The sequence below is a fragment of the Peptostreptococcus equinus genome, assembly GCF_027125355.1.
Taxonomy (GTDB): Bacteria; Bacillota; Clostridia; order Peptostreptococcales; family Peptostreptococcaceae; genus Peptostreptococcus; species Peptostreptococcus equinus.
This window is the reverse complement of record NZ_CP114052.1, coordinates 204,715-222,425: the sequence shown is the minus strand read 5'-3', so window position 1 is coordinate 222,425 and position 17,711 is coordinate 204,715. Positions and strand designations below refer to the sequence as shown.

Annotated in this window: 19 protein-coding genes; 1 reads left to right on the top strand and 18 read right to left on the bottom strand. The window is 29.2% G+C overall.

Translation table 11 applies throughout. The features are described from left to right. The 18 genes from O0R46_RS01230 to O0R46_RS01145 all read right to left on the bottom strand — a co-directional run bounded on the left by O0R46_RS01230 (nt 1) and on the right by O0R46_RS01145 (nt 17,134). The gene (locus O0R46_RS01230; protein ID WP_269311792.1) at nt 1-1,107 is read right to left on the bottom strand and encodes a cobalt-precorrin 5A hydrolase; all 1,107 of its coding nucleotides are present in this window, start codon (nt 1,105-1,107) and stop codon (nt 1-3) included. Between the two features lie 82 nt (nt 1,108-1,189). Beyond that, complete coding sequence (locus tag O0R46_RS01225) at nt 1,190-1,963, bottom strand: cobalt-precorrin-4 methyltransferase (protein WP_269311791.1); 774 nt, start codon at nt 1,961-1,963, stop codon at nt 1,190-1,192. 46 nt (nt 1,964-2,009) lie between these two features. After that, nucleotides 2,010-2,576: a decarboxylating cobalt-precorrin-6B (C(15))-methyltransferase gene (locus tag O0R46_RS01220; RefSeq protein WP_269311790.1), complete on the bottom strand. Its 567-nt coding sequence runs from the start codon at nt 2,574-2,576 to the stop codon at nt 2,010-2,012. 18 nt (nt 2,577-2,594) lie between these two features. Beyond that, a complete protein-coding gene (cbiE, locus tag O0R46_RS01215; RefSeq protein ID WP_269311789.1) occupies nt 2,595-3,215 on the bottom strand; it encodes a precorrin-6y C5,15-methyltransferase (decarboxylating) subunit CbiE in 621 nt (206 codons plus the stop codon). Between the two features lie 51 nt (nt 3,216-3,266). Continuing rightward, a complete protein-coding gene (gene cbiD / locus O0R46_RS01210; protein ID WP_269311788.1) occupies nt 3,267-4,457 on the bottom strand; it encodes a cobalt-precorrin-5B (C(1))-methyltransferase CbiD in 1,191 nt (396 codons plus the stop codon). Nucleotides 4,458-4,468: 11 nt separating this feature from the next. Then, nucleotides 4,469-5,110, bottom strand: coding sequence for a cobalt-precorrin-8 methylmutase (locus O0R46_RS01205; RefSeq protein ID WP_269311787.1), 642 nt, complete (start codon nt 5,108-5,110; stop codon nt 4,469-4,471). Nucleotide 5,111: 1 nt separating this feature from the next. Continuing rightward, entirely contained in the window at nt 5,112-5,996 is an 885-nt protein-coding gene (locus O0R46_RS01200) for a GHMP family kinase ATP-binding protein (RefSeq protein ID WP_269311786.1), read from the bottom strand. 19 nt (nt 5,997-6,015) lie between these two features. After that, the gene (locus O0R46_RS01195) at nt 6,016-7,077 is read right to left on the bottom strand and encodes an aminotransferase class I/II-fold pyridoxal phosphate-dependent enzyme (protein ID WP_269311785.1); all 1,062 of its coding nucleotides are present in this window, start codon (nt 7,075-7,077) and stop codon (nt 6,016-6,018) included. Between the two features lie 14 nt (nt 7,078-7,091). After that, nucleotides 7,092-8,090, bottom strand: a complete 999-nt coding sequence (gene cbiB, locus O0R46_RS01190; protein WP_269311784.1) for an adenosylcobinamide-phosphate synthase CbiB — start codon at nt 8,088-8,090, stop codon at nt 7,092-7,094. 2 nt (nt 8,091-8,092) lie between these two features. Continuing rightward, nucleotides 8,093-9,475 (bottom strand): cobyrinic acid a,c-diamide synthase CobB, encoded by a 1,383-nt coding sequence (locus O0R46_RS01185; protein ID WP_269311783.1) that lies wholly within the window; start codon nt 9,473-9,475, stop codon nt 8,093-8,095. A gap of 19 nt (nt 9,476-9,494) precedes the next feature. After that, nucleotides 9,495-11,030: a cobyric acid synthase gene (locus tag O0R46_RS01180; protein WP_269311782.1), complete on the bottom strand. Its 1,536-nt coding sequence runs from the start codon at nt 11,028-11,030 to the stop codon at nt 9,495-9,497. 3 nt (nt 11,031-11,033) lie between these two features. After that, on the bottom strand, nt 11,034-11,675 hold the full coding sequence (locus O0R46_RS01175) for a histidine phosphatase family protein (protein ID WP_269311781.1): 642 nt from the start codon (nt 11,673-11,675) through the stop codon (nt 11,034-11,036). A 13-nt stretch (nt 11,676-11,688) separates the two neighbouring features. After that, complete coding sequence (cobS, locus tag O0R46_RS01170) at nt 11,689-12,462, bottom strand: adenosylcobinamide-GDP ribazoletransferase (RefSeq protein ID WP_269311780.1); 774 nt, start codon at nt 12,460-12,462, stop codon at nt 11,689-11,691. Nucleotides 12,463-12,473: 11 nt separating this feature from the next. Further along, nucleotides 12,474-13,037, bottom strand: a complete 564-nt coding sequence (gene cobU / locus O0R46_RS01165) for a bifunctional adenosylcobinamide kinase/adenosylcobinamide-phosphate guanylyltransferase (protein ID WP_269311779.1) — start codon at nt 13,035-13,037, stop codon at nt 12,474-12,476. Beyond that, a complete protein-coding gene (gene cobT, locus O0R46_RS01160) occupies nt 13,025-14,095 on the bottom strand; it encodes a nicotinate-nucleotide--dimethylbenzimidazole phosphoribosyltransferase (protein WP_269311778.1) in 1,071 nt (356 codons plus the stop codon). Before cobT ends, cobU begins: the two co-directional genes overlap by 13 nt. A gap of 72 nt (nt 14,096-14,167) precedes the next feature. After that, nucleotides 14,168-15,313, bottom strand: coding sequence for a S41 family peptidase (locus O0R46_RS01155; RefSeq protein ID WP_269311777.1), 1,146 nt, complete (start codon nt 15,311-15,313; stop codon nt 14,168-14,170). 52 nt (nt 15,314-15,365) lie between these two features. Next, a complete protein-coding gene (locus O0R46_RS01150) occupies nt 15,366-16,310 on the bottom strand; it encodes a transketolase family protein (RefSeq protein WP_269311776.1) in 945 nt (314 codons plus the stop codon). After that, nucleotides 16,310-17,134 carry a transketolase gene (locus O0R46_RS01145; RefSeq protein ID WP_269311775.1) on the bottom strand — a complete coding sequence of 275 codons (825 nt, stop codon included), beginning with the start codon at nt 17,132-17,134 and terminating at the stop codon, nt 16,310-16,312. Before O0R46_RS01145 ends, O0R46_RS01150 begins: the two co-directional genes overlap by 1 nt. Nucleotides 17,135-17,290: 156 nt before the next feature. Between O0R46_RS01145 and acpS the strand changes: the two genes are divergently transcribed. Beyond that, the gene (acpS, locus tag O0R46_RS01140) at nt 17,291-17,665 is read left to right on the top strand and encodes a holo-ACP synthase (protein WP_269311774.1); all 375 of its coding nucleotides are present in this window, start codon (nt 17,291-17,293) and stop codon (nt 17,663-17,665) included. Nucleotides 17,666-17,711 lie beyond the last annotated feature (46 nt).

The following is a 17,711-nucleotide window of genomic DNA, read 5'->3' as shown; positions in this document are numbered from 1 at the left end:
CTATTTAATTCTGCCCAAACAAAAACTTACTCCATTTGTCTTTATATTATTTCCAATAATATTTGAATTACTTAGTAAATCGCATACTGGTTGGGCAACAGAATATACGCCAACTGTATTCTTAACAAAATCTGATTTTTCATATTTATAATCGACGCTAGAAATTTGCTCTTTAGTAAAAAATTTTTTTTCTATATTATACTTTTTAGAAAAATCTATTATACATTTTTCTCTACTTTTAATGTCTATACTTCCTATATATGAAATAGAATTGGGATTTATATCCATTTCTTTTAAATATGAAATCAAAATATTTTCAAAATCTGCTGATTCCTTATTTTTTCTGCAACCTACACCTAGTACATTTAACCTTGGTACTATATATAAAATTTTCTCACTAATGTTATCAACATTTTTATTCTTGTTTTTAACTATATATGACTCTAATTTTTCTTTGCTATTATAAGATTCACTAATATATAATAATATTTTCGATGTAGATGATTCTAGTGATTCTATCAAATTAAATCCATTAAAAATATTTTTATCTATTTTAATTAGTATATCATAATATTCTCTATCTATTAATAAATCAATTTGCTCTGATTTTAATAGTAAGGAGTTTATCTGTAATGATAAATCTCTAAAATTCTCATCTTTATTTATTTTATCTATATCTGCATTTAAATTTCTTATAATTGAATCAAAAGCTCCCTTTGAATTAACATCTGTAGATGTAGTAATTACAGGATTGGATCCCATTATATGAGAAATTTTTCTACAAAGATAATTCGCTCCACCTATATGACCACTGAGCAAAGAAATTATATTATTAGCTTTTTCATCCATTACTAATATAGCTGGATCACTTAATTTATTATCTAATAGATTTGCAATTGACCTTACTACTATACCACTTGCCATTATAAAAAGCAGAAAATCAGACTCTAAAAAATATTTCTTATCACTAGATTTAAAAGTTTTGTAATCTATGATCTCAAATTCCACATCAGAAAAGAATATACTTATTTTATTTCGACATTTTTCTTTTATTATTTTTGCCATAGATTTTGACTGGTCTGTCAAATATATAATTCTTGCAAGCATATTTCCTCCTATACTTTGAAAATAGTATCTACACTTATAATTAATAATTATTTACTTTAATTTTGTATATAAAACTATGATATTATTTATTTCTATTATATATAGCATCCCTATATTCATGAGAAAAATATTTTGAATATAATTTTGAATAGTTGTATTTATCTCCCAAAAAATCTCCCACTAATATTAAAGCTGTCTTTGAAATTTCGGAGTTTTTTACTTTCTGAGTAATATCATTTAAAGTACCCATTACTATTTTTTCATCTTCCCATGTAGCTTTATAAACAACAGCTATTGGTGTATTTTCTTCATAGGCTCCTTCTAATAATTTTTCTACTACTTTTTCTATATTTTGTACTGATAGAAAGATAGCCATTGATGTCTTATGTTCGGCTAATAATTCCAACTTTTCAAGCTTAGGTACGGGAGTCCTGCCCTCTAATCTAGTAATAATTAGCGACTGAGAAATCTCTGGAACAGTATATTCAATTCCTAGTGATGCCGCAGCTCCTAAAAAGGAACTAATTCCTGCTACAGATTCATAATCTATTCCAATTTTTTTTAATTCTTCTGCCTGTTCTCTAATTGAGCCATATATCGAAACATCTCCAGTCTGTAGTCTGACAACTATTTTGTCTTTCTTTGCACCATCTCTCATAATCTCAATAATTTCTTCTAAATATAATACAGAACTATCATAAATTTGACAATCTTCTTTACAATAATCTAATAATTTGGGATTAACTAAGGATCCTGCAAAAATTACTATATCTGCTCTCTTAAGCAACCTATACCCCTTTAGACTAATTAATTCTTCATCACCAGGTCCAGCTCCTACAAAATATATTTTTTCCATAACTTACTCCTATATAAAAACTTTATTTCTTAATTTATATAAATTTCTATTTTTTTCCTTCAATAATGAAAATTGGATTCTCTGGTTTTAAAAAATTACCTTTTCCCAATTTTTCTAACTTACTTATAATTACCTGACTAACTTCAATATCTTTGAAACCACATTCACTTAAATAATTTTTTGTGTCAATAAGATTCTCTATAAGTATAAAATTGGCTACAAACTTTCCACCTATCTTCAACAAATCATATGACCACTTTATTATTTCCTTTGTATTTTGCCCACTTCCACCCATAAATATGCAATCTACTCTACTATTTAAGTCAGATTTATCCAGGTCACAAGGTGCATTATTTTGAATTTGCTCTACATTTTTTAAAGCAAATTTTTCTATATTTTTTGCAGTTAATTCAAAAGCCTTAGCATTTTTTTCTATTGAATAAACTTTTAAGTTTGGGTTTATGTATGCCGCCTCAACACTTATTGAACCTGTACCTGATCCAATATCTACCATTATTTTTGCTTTTTCTAATTCCAACTTACTAAGATTGATAGATCTTACCTCTTCTTTAGTAATAGGAACTCTATCTATTATAAATTCACTATTTTTCATAAATACTCCTAAAAATTATTATTCCTTTATAAGTACTACCACAGCCAATTTATCTTTATGAATATCTTCAAAATCACTATGCCTTCCTTCTAATATTTCTTCATCTTCATATGATAAGTTATAACCAACATACATTTTATAATTCAAGCTCTTAGAACTTATGGCCTTTGAAATGACTGCTGGACTATTTTTCTTATCAGTCAATAAGGCCACCTTTGAATGTAAAAAAATAAAATTAAAGTCTGGCTCTCTACCATGCCCACTAGATATATATAAATCATTCATACTTTGTCCAATTTTGGAAAACATAAGTTGTACTACAGATATTCCTGGTATAATATTTATATCGGAAATATCTAAAAACTCTCTTTGTATAAAGTTTCCTATTCCGTAAAGACTTGGATCTCCACTTGCAAGTATACATATTTCTTTACTAATATTTAATTTTATATATGACTTCAAGGTCTTTAAATCAGACTTAAAAACATACATTTCTTTGTCTAAAATATCCATATTTTTATCAATGATATCAATTTGTCTCTGAGCGCCTATAATAATCTCAGATTCTTCTATTATATTTTTTACTTTATCATTTATATAAAGGTAATCTCCAGGACCTATTCCTACTACATTTATCATTTTTCACCTCTATTTTTACATCTTTCTTGGTTTTAATCCACGTTAATTTATCTATTTATAATTTGATCTAGCCAGTACATCTGATTCCATAGAAAACAATATTATTTCAATTTCTATATTTTGCTTTTTTCTATCCAGTCTCATATAATTCCAAGCTCTTTCTGCTGCTTTTTGAGCTATTATTTCATACACTCCATGCAGATTATTTTTATCTATTACTTTAAGCATAGCATCAGTCGTCTTACATTTTTCGATCTCTTTTAATATTTCTAGACTAGCACCCATAAGCGCTAGATTTGCTATCATTATTTCATGCCTAGCATCAGCAATTCTATTATGGCTATCCATAATACCTGCTGATAACTTTATTAACTTGCCAATATGACCAGCTAAGTATATTTTCTTGAATCCTAGCCTCTTACACTCCATTAGCATATATCCTATAAAATTACTCATCTTTACTATGGAATCTGGACTATACTTAAGTTTTGAAACCATAGCATCATATCCAATGTTTCCTGGGACCAAGATTATTTTGTCTAATCCTTTTTTAACTTTTGTATAAAGCTCTAAAGATAGGGCTTTTTTCCAGCCTTCATCACTCATTGGCTCTACTATTCCAGTGGTACCTATTATTGAAATACCTCCTTCTATACCCAAATTTGAATTAAAGGTATTTTTTGCTATCTCTTCTCCTCTTGGTGCTGATATAGTAATTAAAAAAGTTTTTTCTTTATCTAATTTTTTTTCTATATCTATTTGCAAATCTTCAATTATTTCTTGAACGCTATCAGCAATCATCTTTAACGGAACTGGATTAATGGCCGGTCTATTACACTCTACACTTAGACCTTGTGCTTTTACTGTACCAATACCATTTGAACTAGTAATTTCCAAATAATTACTTTGCTTTTTTGATCTTATTTTTGGAAGATTACTTATAGGTATAATTTCAATTTTCGAACAAATTTCCATACCATGAGTGGCATCTATATCATCCCCTCCATCTTTTATTACACCTACATTGACTGATTTTATATTTTTATTTTCAAAGTATTCTATATCAATATTTTCTATTTCAATAGAAATGGCTTTATATTTGGGTGTATCTACGTTTATTTTTTTTATTTTTTTTCCCGTAAATAGTATATAAGCAGCCGCTTTTGAAGCCGCTGCTGCACAAGTTCCAGTCGTAAAACCTCTTCTATATTTTTTCCCATCGACATAAATATATTTTTCCATAAATACCTCTCTTATCTTTTAAAATAATGATATAAAATAGCATTTACTATAGCCGCTGCTAAGTTGCTTCCACCTTTTCTTCCTTGAGATATTATATAGTCTATTTTTGAATTAGCTAATTGTTCCTTTGATTCTGCTGCACCTACAAATCCAACTACCACACCTATTATTGCACTTACATGTAAACTACCTTTTTCTTCCAGTTCAATAGCCTTATAAATAGCCGTTGGTGCATTTCCAAATAGTAAAATCTTTGGCCCCTTATCTTCTGCTATAATTTCTACAGCAGCCATAGATCTTGTCATAGATTTTTCCTTGGCTAGTGCTATAGTTTTTGAATCAGATATTAGGCATTTGTACTTACACCCTAACTGATCTAGTATTCTCTTATTGATTCCACTCATAGCCATAGTAGTGTCTGTGTATATAGTTGCCTTGTTTTTCAGAGCACTCACTATATTTTCTATAGCTGATTCAGATATTTTTAAAATATCTAAATAGTCAAAGTCTGCGGTAGTGTGGATAGCTCTTTTTATTATTTTTTCTTCTATATCTGATTTGAAATTATACTTAGGTCTATTTTCTTTGATTTCTCTACCTATAATTTCAAAGCTCTTCTCTTCTATTTTTCCTGGGTCCTTTATGTATTCCACTCTACCCCTCCTTTCTTAATCCACCTCTTACTACATCACAAAGATAGATTTTTTTATATATTTTAGAAATATCCGAATTAGTTATTTCATATGTTAATTTTTCTAAATCTGTTTTTTGACTGATTCCTATACCTACAACTGTACCTGTATGGGCTATATTTAAAAAACCATAGTCACATTTATTAGCACATTCTATTAAATTGCGTAAAAAGGGTGTATTTTTTATACTTTCATTAGCAAGTGCACTATTTTCACAAGCTGATTTTATAAGTCTTAAATCTTCTTTTTTAAATCCCTTTTTCAGCATTTTAAATGCAGTTTCAGTAAAAATTTTATTTTTATTTAGTTTGTCATAGTATTGTTTGCTGGCCCTAATACTAACAGTGTTTATTTTTAAATTTGGCTCTAGTATTAATACTTTTTCTATTGGCAAATAACCCAGTGAAATCTTTTTTTGACCCTTTAATGGATCAAAAATACAAACTTCTGGATAATAAATTGAATCTGTTGGTTCAATTTTTGCAACCATATCAGAAATTTCTTCTGGACTCATATAAATGTCATAAAAATCAAGTGTAGCCATTATACATGCACCTATATCTGCAGTTGAACTAGCCATTCCCTTACCTTTTGGTATTTGTGAGGTTATTTCTATATCTAAATTATTTAAACTATTTTTGTCTATAGAAAATCTATCTAAAATCATTTCTATAGCAGTTAAAGATTTTTTTCCTAACTTATTTTTTATATCGCTATTAGATTTTTCAAAAATTTTTGCTTTAGAATACAAATCAATACAATATGAACTTATATATTCGCCTTTAGCCATTAGTCCTTGAACAAGCTCTCCACAAGTTCCTGGACATACTCCGAAACCACTTTTCATTTTAACAACCCCATTTATTCTAATTAAATATATCTATCAATGCTTTTATTAAGCTAATATTTTTTTCTCTGTCCTTTATTGCTACCCTGAAGTACTTAGAGTCAAGATACTTAAAATTACTTGCATCCCTTATTAATATACCATAATCCAAAAGCATTTTTTCTTTTAGGCGATCCGAAGTAATATAATTTTTTATTCTAATTAGGAAAAAAGCAGCTTCTGACTCATATACCTCTATATTCTTTATTTTTGATAAGTTTATATACATAAATATTCTCTCATCATAATAATATTCTCTTGTACATTTAACGAAATCTTTATCTTTTATTATTTCTTTTGTAATTTCCTCTGCAAAAGAATTTACAGTCCATGGCTCTTTTATATAATTTATTTCTTCTATGAATTTTATATCTCTAGTCCATAAGTATCCTAACCTCAGTCCAGGCATCCCAAAAAACTTAGTGATTGCTTTTATTACGTATATATTTTTATAATTATAATTCATCGCTGTATGAGATTTATACTTGATTGAAAATTCCATAAAAGTCTCATCGACAAAAATGTTTATGTTATTTTTCTTCCCTAGATTTATCAGCTCAGTCATCTCTCTAAGCTTCCCATCTGGATTATTTGGATTACAAATATATATATTATTGTATATGTTTGTATTTTTTTGTAATTCTATAATAAGTTTCTCATAAGTTATTTCATCATAGTCTAGGTCACTTAGCATTGCAGATCTACTGTATTCACCAAAACTCGGACTGACAATAGCAAGTCGTCCTTTCATAAGCTTCATGGTCAAAAATATTAGCTCTGTAGCTCCATTTCCAACCATTATATTTTTATATGTAAAATTATTCTCATCACAATTTGCTACCTGAGACCTCAAATATTGTCCTAAAGACTCTCTCAATTCTATATAATCTATGTCTGGATAAACTTGTAGACTATAAATAGATTTTTTTACAATCTTTTCAATATTAGTTGGCATTTTAGGATTTATATTTGAGCTAAAATCTAAAATTTCTCTATTTATATTATATTTTCTTTTCAGACTTTCTATATCTGCTCCGTGCATACAATCTCCTTAAATTAATGCAATAAATATATTACATATGTTAAAATTGATAATAATAAAAAATTAATGAATGTAGAAATGTATAATATTTTTATACTCATTGTTATATTTTCTTTATCTAATCTATTTATATTATCACCTATAGTAGGTTTATGTACTTCTTCTCCAAAGTATATATTTATACCACCAAGCTCAATATTCATTGCTCCTGCATATGCCCCTTCTGGATAAGCACAATTTGGACTTTTATGTTTTTTTCTATCTCTTATCGATATTCTAAAGCAACTTTTCCAGTCAAGTTTTAAAAATATACTTGAAATTGCTATTGAAATAATCGAAATTCTTGCTGGTATAAAATTGAATATATCATCAGTAATTGCTGGCACTTTTCCAATAAATTCATAACGTTCATTTCTATATCCCAGCATAGAATCCATTGTATTTACAGCCTTATATACCATAGCCATCATTGGACCACCTATAAAGGCATAAAACATGGGTGCTATCGTTCCATCTACAGAATTTTCTGCTACTGTCTCCACTGTTGCTCTAATAATTTCTTGTTCATCGAGACTTTCTGTCTGCCTTCCCACTATATAGGATAAACATAATCTAGCTTTCTTTATATCATTACTTTTTAAAGCTTTATAGACTTTATTAGCTTCTTTTCCCAAGCACCTTGTCGAAAATGTAATCGCTATAATTACTGCTGAAACTATTGATTTTGCAAAAAAGCTAAATTCAAATATTTTTATAATTATGTATGTAACAACACTGGTTATTGCAATCAACGACAAACAAATAAAAATTCCTACAGCAAATTCAATTTTCTTTGTACTTTTATGTTCTTTATTATTCGTTCTATTATCAATACTTTTATTTTTTCTTGCTAGCCTTTCAACAAAAGCTATATATTTCCCCATATATATTACCGGATGAGGAAACCAATATGGGTCTCCTACAATTAAATCGATTATATATGCGATAAATATAATCCATACAATATTCAGCATTATTATATCCTCTTATTGGCACCGCTTAATAAATAGCAAATTATACTTAGATTATTATAAAAATGTATGTGTAAGTAAGTAGCTAATGTATTTTTTTCATAATATCCACTTTCCCAAGTATCTATCACCTTTCCATCTGAATATTTTTCCATTACAAATGCTGGCTCTAAATCTGATATAAACTCTGAATAATGGAATTTATGTCCACAAATCTGTTGATTTTTATATGCTATTAAATTATCTTCTTTTGATGTTGCTATACAATATCCAAAATGTACTAATCTATTTGTCATACGACTATGACCAGATATTGCTCCAACCATATCAAACTTTTCACCTTCTGAGTCTTCATAATAATCACCCAGATACATAAGACCACCACATTCTGCATAAATTGCATTCCCTGCTTCATGGTATTCTTTCAAACTTTTCCTCATGGATACATTTTTTTCTAATTCTTTAGCATAAACTTCTGGATATCCTCCACCAATATAAACTAAATCTGCCGCAGGAACATAATTATCATGCATTGGTGAAAAATATACTATATCTGCTCCAAGTTTTCTAAATAGTTCTATATTGTCCTGATAGTAAAAATTAAAAGCTTCGTCATAAGCTATAGCTATTTTTTTCCCTTCTGATAACTCTCTTACTTCTGGATCTTCTAGAAACATATCCATTTCAAATGATGAACTAATGGTCTCACTTTCTGATAACTCTACAATTCTATCTATATCTACGTATTTTTCAAGCATTTGAGATATTTTTTCTATTTTTTCATCTAAATCTATATCATCACTAGTAGGTAATAAGCCAAGATGTCTTGATCCAAATTTCAAGGAGTCATCTGGTGGCAAGTAACCCAACACTTCTACATTACAATATTTTTCTATAGACGATTTTATTGTATTATAGTGTTTTTCTGTTTTTACGTTATTAACTATAACACCTACTAAATCTACATCCTTATCTAGATGTTTATATCCTAATACCATAGCCGCAGCAGAAGCAGATATAGACTTTCCATTTATTATTAAAATCACTGGAGCTTTTAGTATTTTAGCCAGTGAGGCTGTAGATCCGTTGTGTATGTCTGAGCCAGTTCCATCATATAATCCCATTACACCTTCAATTACAGATATATCTTTATCTTTAACAGCATTTGTAAATACATATTTTATCTGCTCTGAATCCAACATATGAGTATCAAGATTTCTAGAATAATTTCCCGTTACATATCTATGATAGCTAGGATCTATATAATCCGGTCCTACTTTAAAGGCTTGAACCTTTTTATTCCTATTCATTAATGCTTTCATCAGACCCAAACTTATAGTAGTTTTTCCTACACCACTGTTTGTCCCTGCTATTATAATTTTCTTCATAAATTCAACTGCCTTTTCATTATTTTTTGTCAAATATAATCTTGTATAATAAATCAACGGATATATTATCCCTAATATGATTAGATAATTTATCATACTCTTTATCTTTCAACTGATTTAAATCTTCTTTTAAAACAATTTTTTCTATGCCTTTTTTGGCACATATATTATTAATAAGCCCTAAAGTAAAATCTTTATTATCAAATATACCATGACAATAAGTACCTAATACTTGGCCATTTTTTATGGTAAATATAGATTTATTGTCTATATTATTCTCCACTCTATCTTTATCTAACTGCTTTGAATCTCCAAAATGTAATTCATAGCCTCTAATATAAATCCCTTCCATATCCTTGAAATATAAATCCGATTTTATAAATTGTGTAAATATTTGTCTAGTTTTCTTATTCTTTGAAAATATTGTGTCTACATCTAATATAGAAAGTCCTTTTGTACTAGCTTTATTATTATCATAACCATTTGTATCTATTATATTATTACCTAAAATTTGATAGCCACCACATATACCTACTATGGGATTTCCTTCTTTTTCATAATATATAATTTGCTTGTCTAGTCCCGATTTTCTAAGATAATCCATATCAGATATTGTATCTTTACTTCCCGGTATAATCAATAAATCTGGTAATACTAACTCTCCATCTTCTGATATATCACCAATATTTTGACCTTTTTTGACAAATCTCAAATTCACTCTATCTATATATTCAAAAATATTAAAGTCAGTAAAATTAGACATATGTTCCAATTTTATTACTTCAATATTAATAATATCCGCATTTTTTGTATAATCTAGTTTAGTTCTATTAAAAAGTTTATCGCTTACCCCATCTTCTTCTTCAATCCTAATATCAATATATGGTATCACTCCTAGAACAGGTATATTAGTCAATTCTTCTAGCATTTTTACACCCGTATCAAATGACTTTTTATCACCCCTAAACTTATTTATAATTATTCCTTTTACTCTTTTCCTTTCATCTTCTTTCATCAATTGCAAAGTTCCTACTACTGATGCAAAAACTCCTCCTCTATCAATATCTCCTATTAATACCACTGGAGAATCTGCAATTTTTGCCATCTCCATATTCGAAATATCTAATTCATTAATATTTATCTCCACTGGACTTCCTGCACCTTCTAGAACAACTATATCGTAATTTTTTTCAAAATATTTATAATTATCTATTAAAATGGGAAGTAAACTAGGTTTATATTTCCTATATTGGTCGGCTTTCATATTTTGAACCACTCTACCATTTACTATTAACTGAGATCCCAATCCCTTATTAGGCTTCAATAAAATTGGATTCATCTTTGCTTCTGGTATGATTCTACAAGCTTCTGCTTGAAATACCTGAGCTCTTCCCATTTCACCTCCGTTAATATCAATAAAAGAATTCAATGACATATTTTGTGACTTAAATGGTGCTACACTAAATCCTTCATTTACTAGAAACCTACAAATTCCTGCGCTAATAATACTCTTACCTACATTTGAGGCTGTCCCTTGAAACATTATATTAGCCATAAGTTAGTCCTGTTCGTTATATAGGGACCTTATCAATGATTCATCATAAGGTATATGCCCCATCTTGGATAAAATAGGGAAACCATCATAAAATTCAAAACAAGATACTGCTGCGTTTTGTATGCTAAAACTCCAATGTAATTCGTTATTTTTAGTTAGTAGGTAGGAAATTAAGTTTCTAATCGTACCCATATGTATACATAATAGTACATTATCCACTTCATCACATTCTACTAAAATATTTTCTAACGCTATTACATTTCTTTCAAACATATCATTTAGGCACTCTCCATTTGGAAATGTATATGTAGAATCTCCTGAGAATAACATTTCAATTTCATCTGGAAATTTTTCGCTAACCTCTTGAAATGTCAACATATCAAAATCACCAAAATCCATTTCTTTTAATCCATCTAATTTATTAATTTCTAGATTTTCCTCACATGCAAACTCTTCAATAGTTTGAACTGTCCTTTTTAGAGTAGAAGTATAAATCCTATCTATATTTAATTTTTTTAAGTACTCCTTCAAAGCCTGTGCTTGCTGAATACCTACATCACTTAAGACACAGTCGCTTAATCCAGAGAACCTTTTTTCCTGATTATCAGTTGTATGAGCATGTCTTACAATAAATAATTTTTTCATATTCTCCTTTTCCTTAACTTACTATTATTAATATATATATTATAAATATTAATTCCGCCAATTCTATACTACATCCAAGCACATCACCAGTTAAACCGCCTATTTTTTTATATATACCTATTTGAAACATAGTAGATAAAAATATTAATATAGGTATGGATATTATAGACATAAACGAAATAACTATATCCCCAGTAAATACTAATGATAATACTAAAATTCCTATGGATACCAGACTTGTACAAGCTAAGAGAGTCCCTATATCACATTTACCTATGAAGGTATTTCCCATTCCACTTGATTTTGCTGGTCTAGTCTTATAGGTTAAAAATACAGCCACATATCTGCCCACAACAGGCATTAAAAATATTGGCCAAATTATATATTTTTGTATAAATACATTCAAAATAAAAACCTTGATCAAAATTAAAAATACTATGGCTAAAAGTCCGTTTGTACCCAACCTTGAATCTTTCATTATAATTAGAATTTCTTCTCTACTTCTGTATGAAAATATTCCATCAAAAGTATCACCTAAACCATCTATATGCAAACCACCAGTAATAAATACCTCTGCCAATACAATTATTATTGCTACTAGCACACTAGCTCCACTAAATGTCAATAACTTCATAGATAATAGACAAAGTAATGTTATAATTATGCCTATTACCGCTCCCACAGTTGGAAAATATATAATTCCTGTACTTAATTTTGGATCATATTTCACATTATTTTTTACTTTGATTCTAGTTAAAAATTGCAGTATATTTATAAATTTTTCCATATATCCTCTCTTTATTTTATCTTAATGCCAATGCCAGATACCACTAGATATGCATCTTGGGCTTTTAAAGCCATCTTTTGATTAAACTTCCCTACTAGGCTGGCATAATATCTATTTAGCTTGCTTTGTGCTACTATTCCCATACCTATTTCATTTGTCACAACAATAAAATTAATATCATTTTTTTCTATTGCTTCAATTAAATTATCTATTTCTATATCTAATAATTTTTCAATTTTTTCACATAATTCTTCCTCTTCTGCTTGAAAATTTATATCCTTATCAAACATAAAGTTACTGATCATCATAGTTAGACAATCAAGTAAATAAGTCTTTGTTCCCGAAATAACTGTTCTATCTATTATTTTGTATAGATTTTTATATTCTTCTACAGTTTCCCATCCAAAATCTTTTCTCCTTTGAATATGCTTTTCTTTTTTTATTTGCATCTCAAAGTCAAGTGTTTTTGATGTTGCAATATAACATGTTCTACCACCTATTTGCCTGCAAAGATTTTCTGCATATTTACTTTTTCCTGAATTTGCTCCACCACTTATAAATATTAATTTCCCCATTTTCTCAGTAATTCTCCAATTGGTTCATCATCAAATTTAGCCATATGGTTGTATGCGTAAATAGATGAATCTATAATATTCATAACTAAAACTGCACCACTACCTTCTCCTAGTCTCATATCTAAATCTATTATAGGTTTTATGCCTAATAAATTAATAGCTTCTATAGAACCAATTTCATCAGATAAATGAGAACCTATCAAGTAATTTTTTGTTCTTGGATTTATTTTGCTTGCTATTAAAGCCGCCGCATAGGAAATATAACCATCCAAAACTACTGGAATATTATTAGCTGCACACCCTAGCATAACTCCTGCCATAGCACCTATTTCAAAACCACCTACTTTTGACAGTACTTCTATCCCATCTGTCGGATTAGGATTATTAACTTCTATAGCTCTTTTTATAACCTTTGCCTTATTTAAAATCAAATTTTTATTAAGACCAGCCCCCATATCTGTTATTTCTAATGGATTTATACCTGACATGACTGATAAAATTGCTGTAGATGGTGTAGTATTTGAAATTCCCATTTCTCCTACCCCTATTATTTTATAGCCATCAACAATACACTTTTCAGCCACTTCTATTCCTATTTCTAATGATTTCACAGCTTCGGCTATAGTCATAGCAGGACCTTTTGATATATTATCTGTACCTTCTCTAATTTTATAATCATATACTCCTTTTATAGGTTCTTTTCCCTTTAAACCTACATCCACTGCCATGATATCCACTTTATTAAAATTAGCTAGTGCTCCTACTCCACACTTACCATTTACAAAGTTTTCAAACTGCATTCTGGACAATTCTTGTGGATGAGGAGATACGCCCTCTTCATATACGCCATGATCTGCAGCGAATGCTAATAAACATTTTTTTGGCGAATCTTCAATCACTGAATTTCCATATATTCCGGCCAACTTTATGCTAATATCTTCTAATCTTCCCATCGATTTAGGCGGATGTATTAAACTAGCCCATTTTTGACTAGCTTCTTTCATCTTTTTTTCGTCTAATGGATATATGTTTTTTGATATACTTACTAAAAGATTCATTATACCTCCGATTATTCTTCTATATTTTCAAATAACCTTCCACGCCTAAAACACAGAAGGTTATTTATATTTTTATTTTATTTTTTTCTGTAAATATTCAATTGCCTTTGGTAACTGTTTACCATCTTCTTTAACTTCAATAGTTGGTTTTATCCCCTTTTTATTTATATAATGACCATCTGGAGTAAAATACTGTGCTGTTGTAAGCTTATAACCACTTTTATCAGATAATTGAATTACTGATTGAACAAGCCCTTTTCCATATGTTCTTCTTCCTATAGATATACCAGCATCATTATCTAAAATTGCACCTGTTAGTATTTCAGAAGCCGAAGCAGAATTTTCATTTGTTAGAACTACTATAGGAACGCTTATTTTTTCCTTATCAGTACTTCTTGAATAATCTTTGTTACCCTCTCTATCTTGAGTATATACTATCACAGATTTTCCAAGTATCATATCTGCTATACCTTCTACTATATTTAATAATCCACCACCATTATCTCTTAAATCTATAACTAATGCCTTCATATTATCTTTTTCTAGTCTATCTATTGAAGACCTGAAATCTTTTTCTGTGTCTTCTTCAAATCCTTTAATTTTTATATATCCAATTTTATTGTCCATCATTTTACTTTCAACAGACTTTATTGTTATCTCTTTTCTCTTAAGTTCTTTTACATAAGGCTTTCCATCTCTTACAAATGTTATTACAACTGATGTTCCTTCATCTCCCTTTATATTTTTTACTGCAATATCCATTTCTTGATAAGTATATGCCTTGTCATTTACCTTAATTATATAGTCTCCTTTTTTAACACCTGCCTCTTTAGCCGTACCACCATCAAATACATTTTCTATTTTGATTGCACCACTTTCTTTATCTGGGCTAACCATTATACCAATTCCTACATATTTACCTGACGACATTTCCAAAAGTTGTTTCATTTCGTCTTTTGTATAATAAGAAGAATAAACATCTTCTGTCCCTTGGAACATTCCCTTTATCATACCTTCTTCTAACTTTGCTTCATCTGGTTTTTTGTAGAATTTTTTATCTATTTCCTTATTTAAACTAATTAACTTTTTATATCTTTTGTATTGATTATGAGGTATTATTCCCACAAATCCAACACTAGTTAATACAAATGTAGTAACTAAAGCTGTGGCAACTATTGTTATTAGCATTTTTATAAACGACTTTTTGTTCTTAATCATATAAACCTTCTTTACATAAAACTACTTAATTCTATAAATCAATATATGCATTTTATAATTCTGAATCTATATCCAATATTTCTTTTGCGTATTTTACAATACTATCCACTGTTATTCCATAATGTGCATATAACTCTTCTGCCTTGGCTGACATTCCAAATTCGTCATTTACTCCTATTCTAATTACTCTAGTAGGGTAAGTCTGGCATACTATCTCACTAACTGCAGATCCTAAACCACCTATTATTGAATGATCTTCTACAGTTATTATACCTCTAGTATTTTTGGCTGCATCTACTATTGCATCTATATCTATTGGTTTTATAGTAGACATATTATATAGTTTAACCCTAATATTATCTACTTCTAATATCTTAGCTGCTACTAGAGACTTTTCAACCATCGGTCCACAAGCAATTATTGCAACATCATTTCCCTCTTTTATTTTTTCAGCTTTTCCAAATTCAAATCTATAATTATCATAATGAATATTTTTTGTATCATCTCTAACCATTCTCATATACATTGGCCCTGATTCTTTTGACATATATTTTACCATTTGAGCTGCTTCTACAGCATCTGTCGGCACTAATACTCTCATATTTGGAAGAGATCTCATAATAGATAAGTCTTCTATACTTTGGTGTGTTGCACCATCTTGTCCTGTCATCAATCCTGCATGAGTAGCACATAATTTCACATTTAATTTGGCCATACAAACCATATTTCTTATTATTTCATATGCTCTGCCAGTTTCAAATACAGCAAATGAGCTAGCAAATACATTTTTACCAGTACTTGCTAATCCAGCAGATACACCTACTAGATTTTGTTCAGCTATACCAACATCTACAAATCTAGATGGAAATATTTTTTTGAAATATTCAGTTTTGGTAGATTTAGATAAATCTGCATCAACTACGACTACATTATCATTTTCTTTACCAATTTCAACCAAAGACTTACCAAAAGCCTCTCTCATAGATTCTATTGACATTAGTTTGTTCTCCTATCTAGTTCTTCAATTGCTTGAGCATATTCTTCAGTATTCGGTACCTTACTATGCCAACTGCACTGATTTTCCATGAATGATACACCCTTCCCCTTTATTGTATTGGCCAAAACTAATATTGGCTGAGTTTCTATTTTATCAAAAATATTAAATACACCAAATATCTGATCAAAATCATGACCATCAATTTCTAATACATACCATCCAAAAGATTCAAATTTTTTGGAAATGGAACCTAAACTCATAACTTCATCCGTACTTCCATCAATTTGCAGTCCATTCATATCGACTATAGCCATCAAATTATCCAAGTTATACTGACTTGCAAACATAGCCGCTTCCCAAATCATTCCTTCTTGTAATTCTCCATCTCCTAGCAAAGTATATACACTATAATCTAAATTATCCATTTTTGCAGCCAATGCCATTCCGCATGCTGCAGATAGACCTTGACCTAATGATCCTGTAGACATATCTATGCCACTTATCCTAAGCATATCTGGACTTCCTTGTAATGCTTGATTAAATTGTCTAAATCCCTCTAATTCTTCTTCCAACAAGTAACACTTTTCCACTAAAGTGGCATATATTGCTGGGGAGGAATGACCCTTAGACATCACAAATCTATCTCTATTTTCTTTATTAGGATTTTGTGGGTCTATGTTCATTCTCCCAAAGTATAATGCTGTCAAAATCTCTATACAAGATAATGAACCACCCACATGACCAGACTGTGCATTGTATATCATTTTTATTACATTTTTTCTTATATTTTTAGCCTTCTTAGATAGATCATTATAATCAACCATATCTTTTTCTACCTTTCATTATTTAAATAAATATAAAAATTTGTCACTTTTTATTATACCATATCTATCAAAAATAATTTAGTATTTATAATACTATGACAATAACAATATGATATAATTTATTAATAAAAATGTAGATTATCAATGGAGGTAAATATGATTTATGGAATCGGGACTGATATAATTGAGATAGATAGAATAAAAAAATCTTATGAGAAAAATCCTAAGTTATTAAATAAATTATTTTCTGATAGAGAAATACAAGTATTGGAGAAAAAAAAATTCAAACCTCAATCTATAGCAGGAATGTTTTGTGCCAAAGAGGCAATAGTAAAATCTGTCGGAACTGGGCTTAGAAATTTTTCTATAAAAGACTTAGAAATTCTTAGAAATAATCTGAATAAACCTGTAGTCATTATGACTGGAGCTTTTAAAGAGTTTTGTGATGAAGAAGGTATAGAAAATATTATGGTTTCTATCTCTCACTCTATAAATTACGCTACTGCTACTGCAATAGCTGAAAAAAAATAATTTTTTATTTATGAAAAAAGCGAGATTATAAAAATATAATCCCGCT

Excerpts from the sequence above, each read along its gene's own strand:
- O0R46_RS01155 (WP_269311777.1), bottom strand. The coding sequence starts at position 15,313 with ATGATTAAGAACAAAAAGTCGTTTATAAAAATGCTAATAACAATAGTT.
- acpS (WP_269311774.1), top strand. The coding sequence starts at position 17,291 with ATGATTTATGGAATCGGGACTGATATAATTGAGATAGATAGAATAAAA.
- cbiD (WP_269311788.1), bottom strand. The coding sequence starts at position 4,457 with ATGGAAAAATATATTTATGTCGATGGGAAAAAATATAGAAGAGGTTTT.
- O0R46_RS01175 (WP_269311781.1), bottom strand. The coding sequence starts at position 11,675 with ATGAAAAAATTATTTATTGTAAGACATGCTCATACAACTGATAATCAG.
- O0R46_RS01200 (WP_269311786.1), bottom strand. The coding sequence starts at position 5,996 with ATGAAAAGTGGTTTCGGAGTATGTCCAGGAACTTGTGGAGAGCTTGTT.
- cobU (WP_269311779.1), bottom strand. The coding sequence starts at position 13,037 with ATGGGGAAATTAATATTTATAAGTGGTGGAGCAAATTCAGGAAAAAGT.
- O0R46_RS01185 (WP_269311783.1), bottom strand. The coding sequence starts at position 9,475 with ATGAAGAAAATTATAATAGCAGGGACAAACAGTGGTGTAGGAAAAACT.
- cbiE (WP_269311789.1), bottom strand. The coding sequence starts at position 3,215 with ATGATAAATGTAGTAGGAATAGGTCCTGGAGATTACCTTTATATAAAT.
- cobT (WP_269311778.1), bottom strand. The coding sequence starts at position 14,095 with ATGAATCTTTTAGTAAGTATATCAAAAAACATATATCCATTAGACGAA.
- O0R46_RS01195 (WP_269311785.1), bottom strand. The coding sequence starts at position 7,077 with ATGCACGGAGCAGATATAGAAAGTCTGAAAAGAAAATATAATATAAAT.
- O0R46_RS01220 (WP_269311790.1), bottom strand. The coding sequence starts at position 2,576 with ATGAAAAATAGTGAATTTATAATAGATAGAGTTCCTATTACTAAAGAA.
- O0R46_RS01225 (WP_269311791.1), bottom strand. The coding sequence starts at position 1,963 with ATGGAAAAAATATATTTTGTAGGAGCTGGACCTGGTGATGAAGAATTA.
- O0R46_RS01150 (WP_269311776.1), bottom strand. The coding sequence starts at position 16,310 with ATGTCAATAGAATCTATGAGAGAGGCTTTTGGTAAGTCTTTGGTTGAA.
- O0R46_RS01180 (WP_269311782.1), bottom strand. The coding sequence starts at position 11,030 with ATGGCTAATATAATGTTTCAAGGGACAGCCTCAAATGTAGGTAAGAGT.
- cobS (WP_269311780.1), bottom strand. The coding sequence starts at position 12,462 with ATGGAAAAATTTATAAATATACTGCAATTTTTAACTAGAATCAAAGTA.
- cbiB (WP_269311784.1), bottom strand. The coding sequence starts at position 8,090 with ATGCTGAATATTGTATGGATTATATTTATCGCATATATAATCGATTTA.
- O0R46_RS01145 (WP_269311775.1), bottom strand. The coding sequence starts at position 17,134 with ATGGTTGATTATAATGATCTATCTAAGAAGGCTAAAAATATAAGAAAA.
- O0R46_RS01230 (WP_269311792.1), bottom strand. The coding sequence starts at position 1,107 with ATGCTTGCAAGAATTATATATTTGACAGACCAGTCAAAATCTATGGCA.